At 59.3% G+C, this 14173-nt stretch carries 14 protein-coding genes; 6 read left to right on the forward strand and 8 right to left on the reverse strand.

Annotated elements, in window-relative coordinates:
* Positions 1 to 32: 32 nt before the first annotated feature.
* From LJD29_RS13600 to dnaK, 7 genes are all read right to left on the reverse strand, one after another.
* Positions 33 to 461, reverse strand: coding sequence for a hypothetical protein (locus LJD29_RS13600; RefSeq protein WP_446742081.1), 429 nt, complete (start codon positions 459 to 461; stop codon positions 33 to 35).
* 17 nt (positions 462 to 478) lie between these two features.
* Positions 479 to 937 carry a MerR family transcriptional regulator gene (locus LJD29_RS13605; protein WP_446742082.1) on the reverse strand — a complete coding sequence of 153 codons (459 nt, stop codon included), beginning with the start codon at positions 935 to 937 and terminating at the stop codon, positions 479 to 481.
* Positions 938 to 1065: 128 nt separating this feature from the next.
* Complete coding sequence (locus LJD29_RS13610) at positions 1066 to 1527, reverse strand: hypothetical protein (RefSeq protein WP_446742083.1); 462 nt, start codon at positions 1525 to 1527, stop codon at positions 1066 to 1068.
* A gap of 3 nt (positions 1528 to 1530) precedes the next feature.
* On the reverse strand, positions 1531 to 2757 hold the full coding sequence (locus LJD29_RS13615) for a DnaJ C-terminal domain-containing protein (RefSeq protein WP_446742084.1): 1227 nt from the start codon (positions 2755 to 2757) through the stop codon (positions 1531 to 1533).
* Between the two features lie 8 nt (positions 2758 to 2765).
* Positions 2766 to 3560 carry an Fpg/Nei family DNA glycosylase gene (locus LJD29_RS13620; protein ID WP_446742085.1) on the reverse strand — a complete coding sequence of 265 codons (795 nt, stop codon included), beginning with the start codon at positions 3558 to 3560 and terminating at the stop codon, positions 2766 to 2768.
* A 3-nt stretch (positions 3561 to 3563) separates the two neighbouring features.
* Positions 3564 to 3734, reverse strand: a complete 171-nt coding sequence (locus tag LJD29_RS13625) for a hypothetical protein (protein WP_446742086.1) — start codon at positions 3732 to 3734, stop codon at positions 3564 to 3566.
* A gap of 81 nt (positions 3735 to 3815) precedes the next feature.
* Positions 3816 to 5732: a molecular chaperone DnaK gene (gene dnaK / locus LJD29_RS13630; RefSeq protein ID WP_446742087.1), complete on the reverse strand. Its 1917-nt coding sequence runs from the start codon at positions 5730 to 5732 to the stop codon at positions 3816 to 3818.
* A 294-nt stretch (positions 5733 to 6026) separates the two neighbouring features.
* Here dnaK and LJD29_RS13635 point away from each other — a divergent pair, with 294 nt between their 5' ends.
* The 6 genes from LJD29_RS13635 to LJD29_RS13660 all read left to right on the forward strand — a co-directional run bounded on the left by LJD29_RS13635 (position 6027) and on the right by LJD29_RS13660 (position 13381).
* Entirely contained in the window at positions 6027 to 7601 is a 1575-nt protein-coding gene (locus LJD29_RS13635; protein WP_446742088.1) for a DHA2 family efflux MFS transporter permease subunit, read from the forward strand.
* A gap of 45 nt (positions 7602 to 7646) precedes the next feature.
* Positions 7647 to 9422 carry an MFS transporter gene (locus LJD29_RS13640; protein WP_446742089.1) on the forward strand — a complete coding sequence of 592 codons (1776 nt, stop codon included), beginning with the start codon at positions 7647 to 7649 and terminating at the stop codon, positions 9420 to 9422.
* Between the two features lie 63 nt (positions 9423 to 9485).
* On the forward strand, positions 9486 to 10724 hold the full coding sequence (locus LJD29_RS13645; RefSeq protein WP_446742090.1) for a hypothetical protein: 1239 nt from the start codon (positions 9486 to 9488) through the stop codon (positions 10722 to 10724).
* 226 nt (positions 10725 to 10950) lie between these two features.
* Complete coding sequence (locus LJD29_RS13650) at positions 10951 to 11238, forward strand: PilZ domain-containing protein (protein WP_446742091.1); 288 nt, start codon at positions 10951 to 10953, stop codon at positions 11236 to 11238.
* Between the two features lie 22 nt (positions 11239 to 11260).
* Positions 11261 to 12040 (forward strand): response regulator transcription factor, encoded by a 780-nt coding sequence (locus tag LJD29_RS13655; RefSeq protein WP_446742092.1) that lies wholly within the window; start codon positions 11261 to 11263, stop codon positions 12038 to 12040.
* Between the two features lie 90 nt (positions 12041 to 12130).
* On the forward strand, positions 12131 to 13381 hold the full coding sequence (locus tag LJD29_RS13660; RefSeq protein ID WP_446742093.1) for an MFS transporter: 1251 nt from the start codon (positions 12131 to 12133) through the stop codon (positions 13379 to 13381).
* Here the strand turns inward: LJD29_RS13660 and kdsB are convergent.
* Positions 13378 to 14127, reverse strand: a complete 750-nt coding sequence (gene kdsB, locus LJD29_RS13665) for a 3-deoxy-manno-octulosonate cytidylyltransferase (protein WP_446742094.1) — start codon at positions 14125 to 14127, stop codon at positions 13378 to 13380. The two genes, LJD29_RS13660 and kdsB, sit on opposite strands and share 4 nt — an antisense overlap.
* Between the last annotated feature and the right edge of the window lie 46 nt (positions 14128 to 14173).

Raw genomic sequence — 14173 nt, forward strand, 5'->3', positions numbered from 1 at the left:
ACATTGAGAAAACGAGGTGAAGAGCGCGGGGGCTATCGCCTGGATTGGGGGATACGCCCCAGCCGCGAGTCGCGGCGGAGGATGAGATCGCAGGCATGCAGCGCCAGCCGCTCAAAGTCGGCATCGTCGCTCGGAAGCAGTAACCAGTGGCTGATCTTGCTGCGCAACAGCTCGATGCGCCGGATCGGTGGAAAGTCCCTGCGTAGGCTTTCGTCCGCCGGATCGGTGTCTTCCGACAAAACCAGCCAGATGCCGTTATCCTGCGGTGATTTGACGTGTTGCCTGAGCATCATGAGCAGGCGATCGCTACTGTAGACCGCGAACCCGGAGAACATCCGCTGCACTTCGGGATGCAGCGGGGCGAGAGCTTCCAGAACAAAGGAGTGCGGAACGCTGACTCTCGGCTTGGACGCTCGGACCATGTTGACCAGAATGATGCCGAAACAACTCTGAGTTGGCAATCCTTGCAGGTCAGCTTCTAGCGCTTCCGCTCGCCATTTCCCGAGCGGCCGGCTTGCGCGCGCGCCGTTTTCAGATCCTGCTTCACCGCTGCGGAAGGAACGACAGGCACCGGGCGACGCAGCGGAACCATCATGGCTTCCTTCGCCATGGGAGCACTCTGCATGCGGCTCAGCATCTCGCTGCGGACGTAGTCGACAAAGCCCTGCATCTGGCGATTCATCTCCTCCATGCGTTCCCGCATCTGCAGGATGATCGCAATGCCGGCGATGTTCACGCCCAGCTCGCGGGCCAGGTTCAGAATGAACTCCAGCCGTTCAAGGTCTTCGTCGGTGTAAAGGCGGGTGTTGCCTTCCGTGCGCGAAGGCTTCAGCAGACCTTCGCGCTCGTAGAGGCGAAGCGTCTGCGGATGGATTTCGTACATCTCGGCCACTGCCGAGATCATGTAAGCGCCCTTGGATTTTCGTTTCGTTGGCATCGATTTACTTGCTACCCGTTACTCAACCGCTGAGTCTGCTTTATTCCCTGCAGTGTAAGGACACAGCTCCAGCCGTGCCGTAAAGTCTCCCCATCTCGCGCGCTTTAGCACTGAGGAAACGCTAATCGCTACTGCGCAAACAACTGCGCCGATCCCTCCTGCAACTTCAAAGCCCCAAAACGAACCACCCGGGGAAAGAATCCCCAGAACTGCCCGCCCGTAATCCTGTAAGGCACGAACGCCTTTACCGCGTAACCGCTCTTGTGCTCGAGCTCGACCATGACGGCATCCGCATAGCCCTCATCCGAAGGCTTGTTCAGGGCGACATTCGTCGCAGTCGAAGCCGCCTGCAGCGATCCACGGCGCGCCCGCTCCACAATCTGGCGATGCAGCAGTTCGAGCAGCATCGCCGGATCGGCCGGCATATCCTGCTGGCTCACCGGCTCCAGCCGCACATCGCCATCGTTATCCATGATGTAGCCGAAGGGACCGAACTGGCCGTAACGGCGCAGCATGGTCTTGGCGTAGTTCAGCCCTGCATTCAGCAGCTCGTTTGCATCCTCGCGGACCTGCTCATCTGTCAGGGCCATGGCTTAGACCTTCGCCCACATGGAATCCCGGGGATCTTCGGGATTCAGCTTGGCCAGCTCACGCAGAATCTCCTTGGAGCGCTCGTCCTGCACCTTGGGCACGACAATCTCGACCTCCACAATCTGGTCGCCCGTCTTGCCCGGAGTCGCCGCCGAAGGCACGCCCCGTTCCCGCATGCGCAGTTTCTGCCCGCTCTGCGTGCCTGGCGGAATCTTCAGCTGCGTACGCCCATCGATGGTCGGAACCTCGATCTTCGATCCCAGCGCCGCTTCCGCCACCGTGACCGGAATCTTGACATAGATATCGTCTCCACTGCGCGTAAAGACCGGATGAGTTCCCGCCTTGATGATCAGGTAGAGATCGCCCTGCTGTCCGCCGTTCGCGCCCGCGTTGCCCTTGCCGGCAAGGCGAATCCGCTGTCCATCGCGCGTTCCCGGCTTGATGCGGAACTCGATCTGCTCCGTGCGCGTGACGACACCAGCTCCATGGCAGGTTCCACAGGCATTCTGCACTTTGCCGGAGCCGCCGCAGTTCGGGCACTGGATGTTGAACTTCATCCGTCCGCCCATCTGCGTCACCTGTCCGGTGCCGTTGCACTCGGGGCAGGTGTGCGCGCCGCCGGTCGAGGCGCGTCCCTTGCAGGTCGGGCAGATCTCCTGCCGCTGCACCTGCAGGCGTGTCGTTCCGCCGCGGATCGCTGTCCAGAAGTCCACGTTCACCTGGTACTCAAGGTCCGAGCCATTCTGCGGCCCCTGCTGCGGAGCGCGTCCGCCACCCTGATTGAAGATCCCGGAGAAGATGTCGCGGAAGCCGCCCCAGCTCGAAGATCCTGCGCCCTCGGGTTGAGGCCGTGCACCACCGCCGCCCTGCGCAAAGTCGGAAAAGTCGAAGCCGCCGAAATCGAACGGCACTTCCTGCTGCGTGCGCGGCCCGCCGCCAGCCGGACCATAGCCGTAGCCGCCACGCGCCGCGGCCTCGGCAGCTGCCGGGTCGATCTGGTCGGAGTAAAAGCCGAACTGGTCGTAAACCTTGCGCTTCTTCTCATCCGAGAGGATATCGTTCGCCTCGGAAAGCTCCTTGAACTTCTCTTCGGCCTTCTTATCGCCGGGGTTCACGTCCGGGTGATACTTGCGCGCAAGCTTCCGAAACGCCTTGCGGATATCGTCCGCCGAAGCCGTTTTCTTTACGCCGAGAATTCCGTAATAATCTTTGCTCTGAGGTGCTGGCATCGTTTCTCTTAACTCTTCTGGCAATCGGGACACCAGTACACCGTGCGTCCACCCATTGCCTCTCTCTTGATTGTCGCACCGCATACGAAGCACGGCTTGCCGTGCCGGCGGTACACATAATGCACTTCATCGTCCTCTGCCGTGCCGCGCTTGTGCGGGCGATCCTTCGGCAGCGTCGTTACGATTCGCCGGTCTTCCATCGCCGCCGGCATCAGCTTCTTCGCATCCTTCCAGATGCCTTCCATCTCTTTCCGCGAAACGTCCTTGCCCGGCCGCTCGGGATGAATCCGCGCCCGGTACAAAAGCTCGGCGCGAAAGATGTTCCCAACTCCAGCAAAGATTGTCTGATCCATCAGCAGCAGCCCAATCGGCGTCTTGCGCTTGGCAATAATCTCAAACGCCGGTGCCGGGTCTGCGTCTCCACGCAGGGGATCGGCTCCCAGCCTCGCCAGCAGCGCCTGCCACTTCGCTTCGTCGAAGATCGAGCAGTCCGTCGCCCCGCGCAGCTCCATCCAGTCCGTCTTTGTCCACATCCGCCAGCGCAGCGCGCCCTTCTCAGGAGGCAGCGGCATCTCGCCCTCCCAGAAGTCGCCATACATGCCCAGGTGAACGTGAACGATCAGATCCTTTCCAAACCGGTAACCAAGATGCTTGCCCACTGCTTCGACAGACTTCAGTGTCCGTCCGTCGAGAATCTCCGCGTCGGGAAATGCGCCGTTCGGCGAGTCCACATGGACCCGCTTCCCGGCAAAAGCCGCAGCATGTCGCTCGGCAAAGCGATGGATCTCATTTCCCTCGGGCATCGTTTAGTTCCAGACCATCCGTGCTTCAATGGCTTCCATCTGCCACGGCAGGTCCGGTTCCACTTCGCGCATCTTGGAAACAAACTCCTCCGCTTCCTTGCGCGTATTGAACATCACCTTGTTATAGACCTGGCCCGCGCGTAGCTGTTCACACTTCCACAATGTATCGGTCATTCCTCGAACTCCCCTCACCGCTAAAAACTGAGGGGCACCCCATGCGAGACGCCCCTCGAGCTACAGCCGTACTGTCCCGGCTTACTTCTTATCGTCGACGTCCACATACTCCGCGTCGATAACACCTTCGTCCTTCTTCGCCTCTTCGGTGTTAGCTGAAGAGGTTGCGTCGGCTGGTGCGCCCGGTTGAGCAGCGCTGGCCTTGTACATCGCTTCGGCCAGCTTGTGCGAAGCAGCCGTCAGCTTTTCCTTCGCTGCGTTCATCTCGGCAGGGCTCGGCTGACCCTCAAGGGTCTTCTTAGCGTCCGCCAGGGCCGACTCAACATCGCTCTTCTCAGCACCGGAGACCTTGTCGCCGTTCTCCTTGAGCATCTTCTCGATGTTGTAGACCAGGCCGTCCAGGCCGTTGCGGGCCTCGATCTCCTCACGCTTGGCCTTGTCTTCGTCCGAGTGTGCCTCGGCTTCCTTGGCCATGCGCTCGACCTCTTCCTTGCTCAGACCCGAAGACGAGGTAATCGTCACCTTCTGATCCTTGCCCGTGGCGTTGTCCTTCGCCGTCACGTTCAGGATGCCGTTCGCGTCGATGTCGAAGGTCACTTCGACCTGCGGTACACCACGCGGCGCCGGGGGGATGCCGCTCAGCTTGAACTTCGCCAGGGTGCGGTTCTGTCCTGCCATCGGGCGCTCGCCCTGCAGAACGTGAACCTCGACCTCAGTCTGGTTATCGGCTGCCGTCGAGAAGGTTTCAGTCTTCTTCGTCGGAATGGTGGTGTTGCGCGGAATCATCGGCGTTGCAACAGAACCCAGCGTCTCGATCGCCAGCGTAAGCGGGGTCACGTCGAGCAGAAGCAGGTCCTTCACTTCGCCGGCCAGGACACCTGCCTGTACCGCTGCGCCGATCGCAACCACTTCGTCAGGATTCACGCCGCGGTGCGGCTCCTTGCCGAAGAGATCCTTCACGATCTGCTGAATGCGCGGCATACGGGTCTGTCCGCCAACCAGCACAACCTCATCGATCTTGCTGATATCCACGCCGGCATCGGCCATAGCCTTCTTGCAAGGCTCGATCGAGCGCTGCAGGATCGACTCGACCAGCGATTCCAGCTTGGCGCGGGTCAGCTTCTTCACAAGGTGCTTCGGACCGCTTGCATCGGCGGTGACGAATGGCAGGTTGATCTCCGTCTCCATCGCTGTCGACAGCTCGATCTTCGCGCGCTCGGCTGCGTCCTTCAGGCGCTGCAGGGCCATTTCATTGCCCTTGGAGCCCAGGTCGAGACCCTCGTCCTTCTTGAACTCGTCGATCAGCCAGTCAACGATCGCCTGGTCGATGTTGTCGCCGCCCAGGTGGGTGTCGCCATTGGTCGACTTCACTTCGATAACGCCTTCGCCCACTTCAAGGATCGACACGTCGAAGGTGCCGCCGCCGAAGTCATACACGGCGATGGTCTCTTCCTTCTTCTTATCGAGTCCGTAGGCCAGTGCGGCAGCTGTCGGCTCGTTGACGATACGCTTCACGTCAAGGCCGGCGATCCTGCCCGCATCCTTGGTCGCCTGGCGCTGTGCGTCGTTGAAGTACGCCGGAACGGTGATCACGGCTTCGGTGACGGTCGTACCGAGATAGTCTTCGGCCGCCTTCTTCAGCTTCTGAAGGATCATGGCCGAGATCTCGGGCGGGGTGTAGTCCTTGCCCTGCGCCTCAACGACGATGTGGTCACCCTGCTGCTTCACCTTGTAGGGAACCATCTTCATTTCGTCGGTTACTTCGTCATAGCGGCGTCCCATGAAGCGCTTGATCGAATAAATCGTGTTCTGCGGATTGGTGATCGCCTGACGCTTGGCCACCTGGCCCACAAGGCGCTCGCCACTCTTGGTAAACGCGACCACCGACGGGGTCGTACGTCCACCCTCTTCATTGGCGATGACCTTGGGCTCGCCGCCCTCCATCACCGCGACGACCGAGTTGGTCGTTCCTAAATCGATTCCGATAATCTTTGCCATTGCTGCTCCTGAATGTCTGGCGTTCTGCGCTCGACTTCGAGCCTCAGTTTCGCACTTGAGTGACTTACTGTCAACCTATCTGATGTAGGGGATTCAGGGTTGGATGCAAAACTCTAAGCCTATAGATCTGATGCGCTTCGGCGCAGATCGGGATCCCCGGCAGAAAAAATCCTCTTTTCGGCATCCGGGGACAGTTGTCGTGTATCCAATACGACATAAGTTCTTTGTTCTCTATCTACTTCCGTTCCCTGAAAACGGCCGGCACCGGCCCCGAACGTCTAAGAATCTTCCCTCATGGCCGATGCAAGTCCACAGCAGGCGCAAAACGCAGGGGTAAATCCCTGGCTCATCGCCATTTCGGTGATGCTCGCTACCTTTATGGAGGTGCTGGATACCGCCATTGCCTCGGTAGCCCTGCCTTATATAGCCGGATCGCTTTCGGCCTCGAACGACGAGGCGACATGGGTGCTGACCAGCTATCTGGTTGCCAATGCTGTCATCCTGCCCGCGAGTAACTGGTTCTCCCTGCGCTTTGGCCGTAAGCGCTTCCTGCTGACCTGCGTCGTCATCTTCACCGTTTCGTCGTTCTTCTGCGGAGCGGCCCCGTCATTGGCCCTGATGTTGCTGGCCCGCGTGGTGCAGGGAGCAGGTGGCGGCGCGCTGCAGCCCCTCTCGCAGGCGATCCTGCTTGAGAGCTTCCCACCGCAGAAGCGTGGCATCGCCATGACTGTCTTTGCCTTTGGAGTGGTCGTGGCCCCGGTTCTTGGCCCGACGCTCGGCGGCTGGCTGACCGATACCTACAGCTGGCGTTACGCCTTCTATATCAATATTCCGGTGGGTGCACTGGCGGTCTTCATGATCAGCCGGTTCGTCCACGATCCGCCGTACATCAAGAACGCCAAGGTCGGAAAGTTCGACAATCTCGGCTTCGGGCTGCTCGCGGTCTGGACCGGCTGCCTGCAGGTGGTGCTCGATAAGGGCCAGGAGGACGACTGGTTTGGGGCTATCTGGATTCGCTGGGCCGTATTCTTCTTCGTCACGGCTCTGATCTGGTTCATCGTCCACTCATGGCGCAGCAAGGAGCCGCTGGTCAACCTGAAGACGCTGAAGAACTGGAACTTCGCCATCGGCTGCCTGCTCATCGCGATGTTTGGCGTCTGTATCTACTCCATGATCACGGTTCTGCCGCTCTTCTACCAGGATCTGCTTGGATACACGGCATTTACCGCCGGTCTGGTCGTCGGTCCCCGAGGCATAGGTTCCATTCTGGGTATGCCCGTTATCGGATATCTGGGCAGCCGCGTCGATGCCCGCTACCTGTTGAGCTTCGGCTTCATCGTCTTCGGCGTCATGTCCCTGTTCTTCGGCAACCTGACACTCGGAGTCGGCCCGACCACGCTGCTGCTGCCAATCGTGGTGACTGGTTTTGCGCTGAGTTTCGTCTTCGTGCCGATTACGACCCAGGCATACGGTACCCTGCGCAACGAGCAGATCGGCAGCGCCAGCGGCATCTTCAACCTGCTGCGCAACGTAGGCGGCTCGATCGGTATCTCGATCGCGCAGACTCTGCTGACCCGGCGGAGCGACTACCACCAGAACGACATTGCCAACTACGTCCCGCGCTCGGGCTACTGGTTTGAGCAGCGGCTGAATCAGCTGTCGACATTTCTGGATACGCGAACGAACCCGGCCAATGCCATGGCGGGAGCACGGGCGCAGCTGTACCAGCAGCTCGGCAGCCAGGCCCTGCTCTGGTCTTTCGTCGATGTCTTTCGCTGGATGGCAGCGCTCTGCTTCGGATGCGTGGCGCTGGTATGGCTCTTCCGCAAGGTTTCGCCCGGCAAGAAGGCACCGGCCGGCGCCCACTAAAATCCTCTTTGTCAGGCAGTTGCGATCAGCGACAATGCCGTTCATATGGCAGAGAACCGGCTCCGTCGTTATCGCACCTTTCTTCTTCTCGTTGCAGGCCTCGGCGGCCTTCTCTACGGCGTAGACGTCGGCATCATCGGCGGAGCGCTGCCTTATCTCGAAGCCACCTCCGGGCTGACCGCCGGACAGCTTTCGGTCATCGTCGCCGCCGTGTTGCTGGGCTCAGTCTTTTCGACTCTCTTTGCCGGACTCTTCGCCGACTGGATGGGCCGGAAGCCGCTGATGGCCCTGAGCGGCGCGACCTTCGTGCTCAGCATTCCCATCATCGCGCTCTCGCACGGATACGCTCCGCTCTTCCTCGGCCGTCTTCTGCAGGGCATGAGCGCCGGGTTCATCGGGGTAGTCGTCCCTCTGTATCTTGCCGAATGCCTGCCGGCCAGCAATCGCGGCAAGGGAACCGGCATCTTCCAGTTGCTCCTGGTGCTGGGCATCGTCTCAGCCGCGCTGATCGGCGTCTACTACGGCTACCGGGTGGATGCCGTCGCAAAGCTCGGCGATCCGGCCGCGCTTTTCGCATTCAAAGACAGCGCATGGCGGCAGATCTTCTGGGTTTCGCTGCCGCCGGGCCTGCTATTCACCATCGGAGCTCTGATCGTCTCCGAGTCGCCGCGCTGGCTTCTGCGCCGCAATCGTCGCGATGCGGCACTGGCCGCGCTTTTCCGCTCGCGCAGCCAGGCAGAAGCCAGCCATGAGCTCGAAGAGATGGAGCGGAACTTTGAGGAAGAGCGCAGCAAATCGTCCTCGGCTGTAAAAGAGTCGCTGCTCAAGCGCAAGTACATTCTGCCTTTCCTGCTCTCCTGCATCGTGCTTTCGTTGCACCAGACCACCGGTGTCGATTCGGTGATCGCGTACAACACCGGCATCCTGCTACAGAGCGGGCTGAGCGATCTGTGGGCGCATTGGGGATACCTCGTCTACACCATCGTGCACTTCGGCGCGACGCTGATCGGCGTGGCGCTGGTCGACAGAAAAGGCCGCAAGTTTCTCTTCAGCATCGGAACCGGTGGCATCGTGCTGGCGCTGGCCATGATCGGCCTGCTTTTCTCGCGAGCCGAGAAGCACAGCACCGATGCGCATGAGGCGATCCAGCAACAGATGAGTGCCGATGGCACTCTGAGCCTGCGCTTCACGCCGCAAATGGCTTCGGCGCTCGGCGCGGAGGCTGCGGGCATCGATGCGAAGCGAGCCGCGCTCTCCGTCATTTACTCCTGCGGCGATTACACAGCCGCTGCCAACACCGTTCGCTCCGACGATCCGGCAGCGAAGCCGGTGACCATCTCGCAATCTGCGTGCCTCCCGGCGAACAAGACAGAAGCTTTCTTCAAAGACCCCTTCGCTCATCTCGACCGTTCACGGCAGGCTCCGCTGCGCATCGTGCGCGCCACGGTTGCGGCTGTTCCTACTTCAACAAACGGCTGGCTGACGGCGATCGGTCTCTATATCTACACCGCCTTCTATTCCATCGGCCCCGGAATCTGCGTCTGGCTGGCGCTCTCGGAGCTGATGCCCACCCGCATCCGCTCGAATGGCATGAGCATCGCTCTCCTGATGAACCGTATCGTCTCAACCACCGTCGCCGGAGTTTTTTTGCCAGTGGTGGCGCGCTACGGCTATTCGCGCATGTTCTTTACTTTCGCTGCTTTCACCGTCATGTATTTCCTGGTGACGACGTTTCTTCTGCCGGAAACCAAGGGCAGGACGCTCGAAGAGATCGAATCCTACTTTGAAGGCACAGCCACGGCGGCAGAAAAAGTATTTTGATCTCACCACTCTAACGCTTTCGTGGGGGTGCTTAGGCAGCTACCGGGGTATACCCTTGAAGGCGTGATTGCCTCCTTGCGGCATGACTTCAATGCGCGTTATCGGCCGGAGACCTACCGGCACCTGCTCCATAGCCTGGATGCATGCATGCGCACGCATGTGAGCTTTCGAGTCTCTGAGACCCCTGTTTTTCTGCCTCGTCCACTCATCGAAGAGATGGCGCAGATAGGGGCCGACCTTACTCACAGGCTGGTTGACGACGCGGAATATCTCAGCAAGTCGACTCAGGCGATTCCGGAAATGTATCGAGCCGCCGATGAGACGGCGCATCCGCATTTCATGACCGTCGACTTCGGGCTGGTGCGTGAAGCCGATGGCAGGCTATCGCCGCGCCTGGTGGAGCTGCAGGCCTTCCCATCGGTTTATGGCTTCCAGTCGATACTGGCCGAAAATTATCGCTCCGCTTATGGCATCGATCCGTCGCTTGGAATTTTTCTAGGCGGCCTTGATGAGGCTCGCTTTTGGAAGCTCTTGAAGAAGGTGATCGTCGGCGGTCACGATCCGGAAAACGTCGTCCTGACCGAGATCGACCCGATGCATCAGAAGACGCTGCCGGATTTCCTGGTGACTGCGGAGCGACTGGGCATACGTGTGGTGGATATCACGGAACTGGTGCCGGAAGATCGCCCAGGCAAACGTCCGAGATTATGCTATCGGGATGCCAAGCGCCTGGTGCCGATCCATCGGATCTATAACCGCGCGATCGTAGACGAACTGATCCAGAAACAGATTCGTCTTCCCTTCGATTATCGAGAATCCTTCGATGTCGAATGGGCGGGACACCCAAACTGGTACTTCCATCTCAGCAAGTACTCGATCCCTTTTCTGAATCATCCGAATGTGCCACCTGCGGTCTTTCTAGACCAATGGATGCAGGGCAAGGGACGCGATCGCCTGCCTGAGAATCCCCAGGAATGGATACTGAAGCCTCTGTTTTCCTTTGCCGGCAAGGGCATCGAGTTTGCTCCAACGGAAGATAGGCTGCGACTAATTCCCGTTTTGGAACAACGTAACTACTTGTTACAGCAGCGAGTTAAGTTTGAGCCCGTAATCGAAAGCCCCTTTGGGCTCACTCAGCCGGAAGTCCGCATTCTGTATGTATGGCCAGATGGGGGCAAGTTACAGCCGGTGTTGCCGCTGGTGCGGCTGGGCAGGGGCAAGATGATGGGAGTGGATCATAACCGGGATATGGAATGGGTAGGAGCAAGCGCCGCATTTATGCAAGAAGCGAAAGTAATGTAAGACGACATCTTTTCGCTGTATTACTGTATGGCTGCGGTGTAAACTTTGGTAATTCCAACAGCTCGGGGATTCTGGGGTACCGTAATGGGAAACCCCCTAGGGGTTTCAAGCCCTCGAAAGAGAAATCAGTTCGAGAAATTAAATTCCGATCTGCGTGGAGTTTGCATTGCATACAGAACTAGTACCACTTGAATTTGAACGGCTTCTTGCGGAGGGGCCGACCGGTTTGCGATCCTCCGTCCGTTTCCCGCTCTCGCTTCCGATTCACGTTCTGGCAGCGGGAGGTCAATTCGCTGCGGTGACAGACAATATCTCGGCCCATGGTGTGTTGATGCACATGGATGAGCTGTTGCCACCGGGCACGGAGATCGATTTCCTGATTGAGTTTCCCCCGGGCCTGATTTCACCGGACGAGTCAGCTGCGGTGCATTGCAGCGGCAAGATTGTCCGTTCGTTTCGCAATCAGTCGACCGCTTATGCGGCGGCAGTAATTTACGAATATAGCTTTCAATAATCGCAGGCGGTTGATAGTCGGTATGGCAGACATTATTTCAGGACGCAGTGAAGAAGCGGTTCCGCAGGAGGTTACTCCCGCAACCGATCGCGCAGCTATACGCATTCTGCTCGCGGATTCCCAGGCGATCTATCGTGTGGGTATGCGCAAGGTTTTCGCCGTGGAGGATGACCTGCGCGTGGTCGCGCAGGTGGATCGCGTGGAAAACCTCTATTCCGCTCTCGAGCGTCATCCGGCAGATGTGCTGCTGCTTGAGAGCAATCTCATCATCGGCGTGACCAACGCGATTCCTGAGATCATGCGTCGCGCGCCGGAGATTAAGATCATCGTTCAGACGGTCGCATCGGACGAGGCGAATACGGTCGAGATGTATCGTCGCGGCGTGCGCGGCATTATTCCCCGGTCCATTTCACCGGATCTGCTGGTCAAGTGCGTGCGCAAGATCGGCGCCGGCGAGACATGGATCGACAACCAGTCGGTCACCTGGGTGATTGAGGCATACCGCTCTCAGGCATCGTCGATCACGAATCCGAAGTCGCAGCCGCGTCTTTCGCCGAAGGAACTCGCGATCATCTCCTGCATTACGCAGGGCAAGCGCAACAAGGAGATCGCATTCCAGCTGGGTACGACCGAACAGGTGATCAAGAATTACCTGCGCAAGATTTACGACAAGCTGGGCGTTTCGGACCGACTTGAGCTCGCGCTCTATTGCCTGCATCACCAGATTCATAAGAAAGACGGCAAGGAAGTCGACGGCGCGTTGGATAAGCCGATGGCAAACGGCGCACCGGCGCAGGAGTAAAGAGTCCGGCAGTAAAGAAAGCGGCGCGCCTGCGGGCGCGCCCTTCTGTTAAGCTCATCCCCGGGGCCGAAGCAGGCTCATCATACATTCATGCTGAGCCGATTCCGGAGTCTCTCCCCGCAGCAACGACATGCCTTTACCGCCTGTTTTCTGGGTTGGTCGCTCGACGCCTTCGACTTCTTCCTCCTGGTATTTTGTGTCTCGGCTATCGCCGCGGATTTCCATGCAAAAGCCTCGGCAGTGGCCGAGGCTTTGTTCCTTACGCTGGCGTTCCGTCCGATCGGCGCGCTGCTCTTCGGCTGGCTTGCGGACAAGTTCGGAAGACGTCCGGCCCTGATGCTCAATATCGCCTGCTATTCGGTCTTTGAGCTGGCCTGTGCCTTTGCGACGTCTCTGCATGGCCTGCTATGGCTTCGCGCACTCTTCGGCATCGCCATGGGCGGCGAGTGGGGCGTCGGCGCGGCGTTGGCATTTGAGTCACTGCCGACAGAGGGCCGAGGGTTCTTTTCCGGCGTGCTTCAGGAAGGGTATTCCATAGGTTACCTTGTTGCGGCTGCGGCCTATGGCGGGTTGTTTCCTGTCTTCTCGCACATGACCTGGCATGGTTACGTGGTGGGGTGGCGCGGGCTCTTCGTTGTGGGAGCCTTGCCGGCTCTGCTGGTCTTCTACATCGGCTGGAAGGTGGAAGAGTCTCCTGTCTGGAAGGAGCGGCAGCGAAAAGTTCTGCCACCCGAGGACAGAATCGGCTGGATGGAAGGCATTCGCCGCTTCGCGCCGATGTTCATCTTCCTGATCGTGTTGATGACCTGCCTGAATGCGCTTTCGCACGGCACGCAGGACCTCTACCCCACCTTCCTGCAGAAAGATCATCATTTTTCGGCGGCGCTGACCGGTGGCGTGGGCATTGTCTACAACATCGGAGCACTGCTGGGTGGGCTCTTCTTCGGCTCTATGTCCGAAAGGTACGGACGCAAGCGGGCAATCATTGCTGCGGCGCTGTTATCCGTGCCGATGATTCCGCTCTACGCGTTCTCGCATTCGCTTTACACGCTGGCTGCGGGAGCCTTCCTGATGCAGTTCATGGTGCAGGGCGCCTGGGGATCGATCCCGGCATACCTGGCCGAGCTCTCGCCCGGTCCGGTGCGCGCGACCTTTCCCGGACTCACCTACCAGCTCGGCAACCTGATCACCTCGCGCAACTCGGTGCTGCAGGCCAGGGCCGCGGAGCGGCTCGGCGGCTATGGAAAGGTGCTGGCGGTAACGGTGCTGATCTTTGCGCTGCTGCTGGCGCTGGTCACATCCTTCGGGCGGGAGTCCCGAGGCACGGAGATGACGGTCTAGCTCTTCGCTTTCAAAATAGTCTCCGCCAGCGCCAGATCCTCTTCCGTATCCACACCAATCGTGTCGTGCGCGGATTCGCTTACGTACACGTCGATTCCATTCTCAAGAAAGCGCAGCTGCTCGAGTTTTTCTATCGCTTCGAGGCGGCTCGGCGGCAGGGACGGGAAGCGCTCTAAGATCTCGCGGCGATAGGCGTAAATGCCGAGATGCTTCCGGTATTCCACCCCGCCCACGTTGTCGCGATCGTAGGGAATGGTCGCTCGGGAAAAATAGAGTGCTTTCCCATTGGCGGCGGTGACAACTTTCACTGCATTGGGGTTCCGGATCTGGTCCGGGCTGCATGGCGTGGAAAGCGTCGTCACGCTAACCTCGGGCAGCGCGAAGGGCTTGAGCAGTGCATCGAAATGCGAGGGCTGCAGGAGCGGTTCATCTCCCTGGATGTTGACGTAGATCTCCGCCGTAATCTTTTGGGCGATTGCATGCACGCGGTCGGTTCCGCTCGCGCAATCGGAGGGGGTCATCATCGCCGGTAACTGATATTGTTCCGCGAAGGTGAGTACCTCTTCGGAGTCTGTGGCGATGATGACCTCGTCGAGCATTTCGCAGGCGACGGCGGCCTGGTAAACCCACGCCAGCAATGGTTTACCGGCCAGTATGCGCAATACCTTGCGCGGCAGACGTGTGGATGCGAGACGGGCGGGAATGACGCCAAGAACTTTCACGGAGCGATTAGACGCAGTTGCCAAGAAGACCTCTCAGCAAGTCTAATGCAGCACGCGAACGCAAAACATT

Origin of the sequence: Silvibacterium acidisoli, from assembly GCA_022870745.1 — a bacterium.
Taxonomy (GTDB): Bacteria; Acidobacteriota; Terriglobia; order Terriglobales; family Acidobacteriaceae; genus Silvibacterium.

Excerpts from the sequence above, each read along its gene's own strand:
- LJD29_RS13660 (WP_446742093.1), top strand. The coding sequence starts at position 12,131 with ATGCTGAGCCGATTCCGGAGTCTCTCCCCGCAGCAACGACATGCCTTT.
- LJD29_RS13605 (WP_446742082.1), bottom strand. The coding sequence starts at position 937 with ATGCCAACGAAACGAAAATCCAAGGGCGCTTACATGATCTCGGCAGTG.
- LJD29_RS13640 (WP_446742089.1), top strand. The coding sequence starts at position 7,647 with ATGGCAGAGAACCGGCTCCGTCGTTATCGCACCTTTCTTCTTCTCGTT.
- LJD29_RS13610 (WP_446742083.1), bottom strand. The coding sequence starts at position 1,527 with ATGGCCCTGACAGATGAGCAGGTCCGCGAGGATGCAAACGAGCTGCTG.
- dnaK (WP_446742087.1), bottom strand. The coding sequence starts at position 5,732 with ATGGCAAAGATTATCGGAATCGATTTAGGAACGACCAACTCGGTCGTC.
- LJD29_RS13615 (WP_446742084.1), bottom strand. The coding sequence starts at position 2,757 with ATGCCAGCACCTCAGAGCAAAGATTATTACGGAATTCTCGGCGTAAAG.
- LJD29_RS13655 (WP_446742092.1), top strand. The coding sequence starts at position 11,261 with ATGGCAGACATTATTTCAGGACGCAGTGAAGAAGCGGTTCCGCAGGAG.
- LJD29_RS13620 (WP_446742085.1), bottom strand. The coding sequence starts at position 3,560 with ATGCCCGAGGGAAATGAGATCCATCGCTTTGCCGAGCGACATGCTGCG.
- LJD29_RS13625 (WP_446742086.1), bottom strand. The coding sequence starts at position 3,734 with ATGACCGATACATTGTGGAAGTGTGAACAGCTACGCGCGGGCCAGGTC.
- LJD29_RS13635 (WP_446742088.1), top strand. The coding sequence starts at position 6,027 with ATGGCCGATGCAAGTCCACAGCAGGCGCAAAACGCAGGGGTAAATCCC.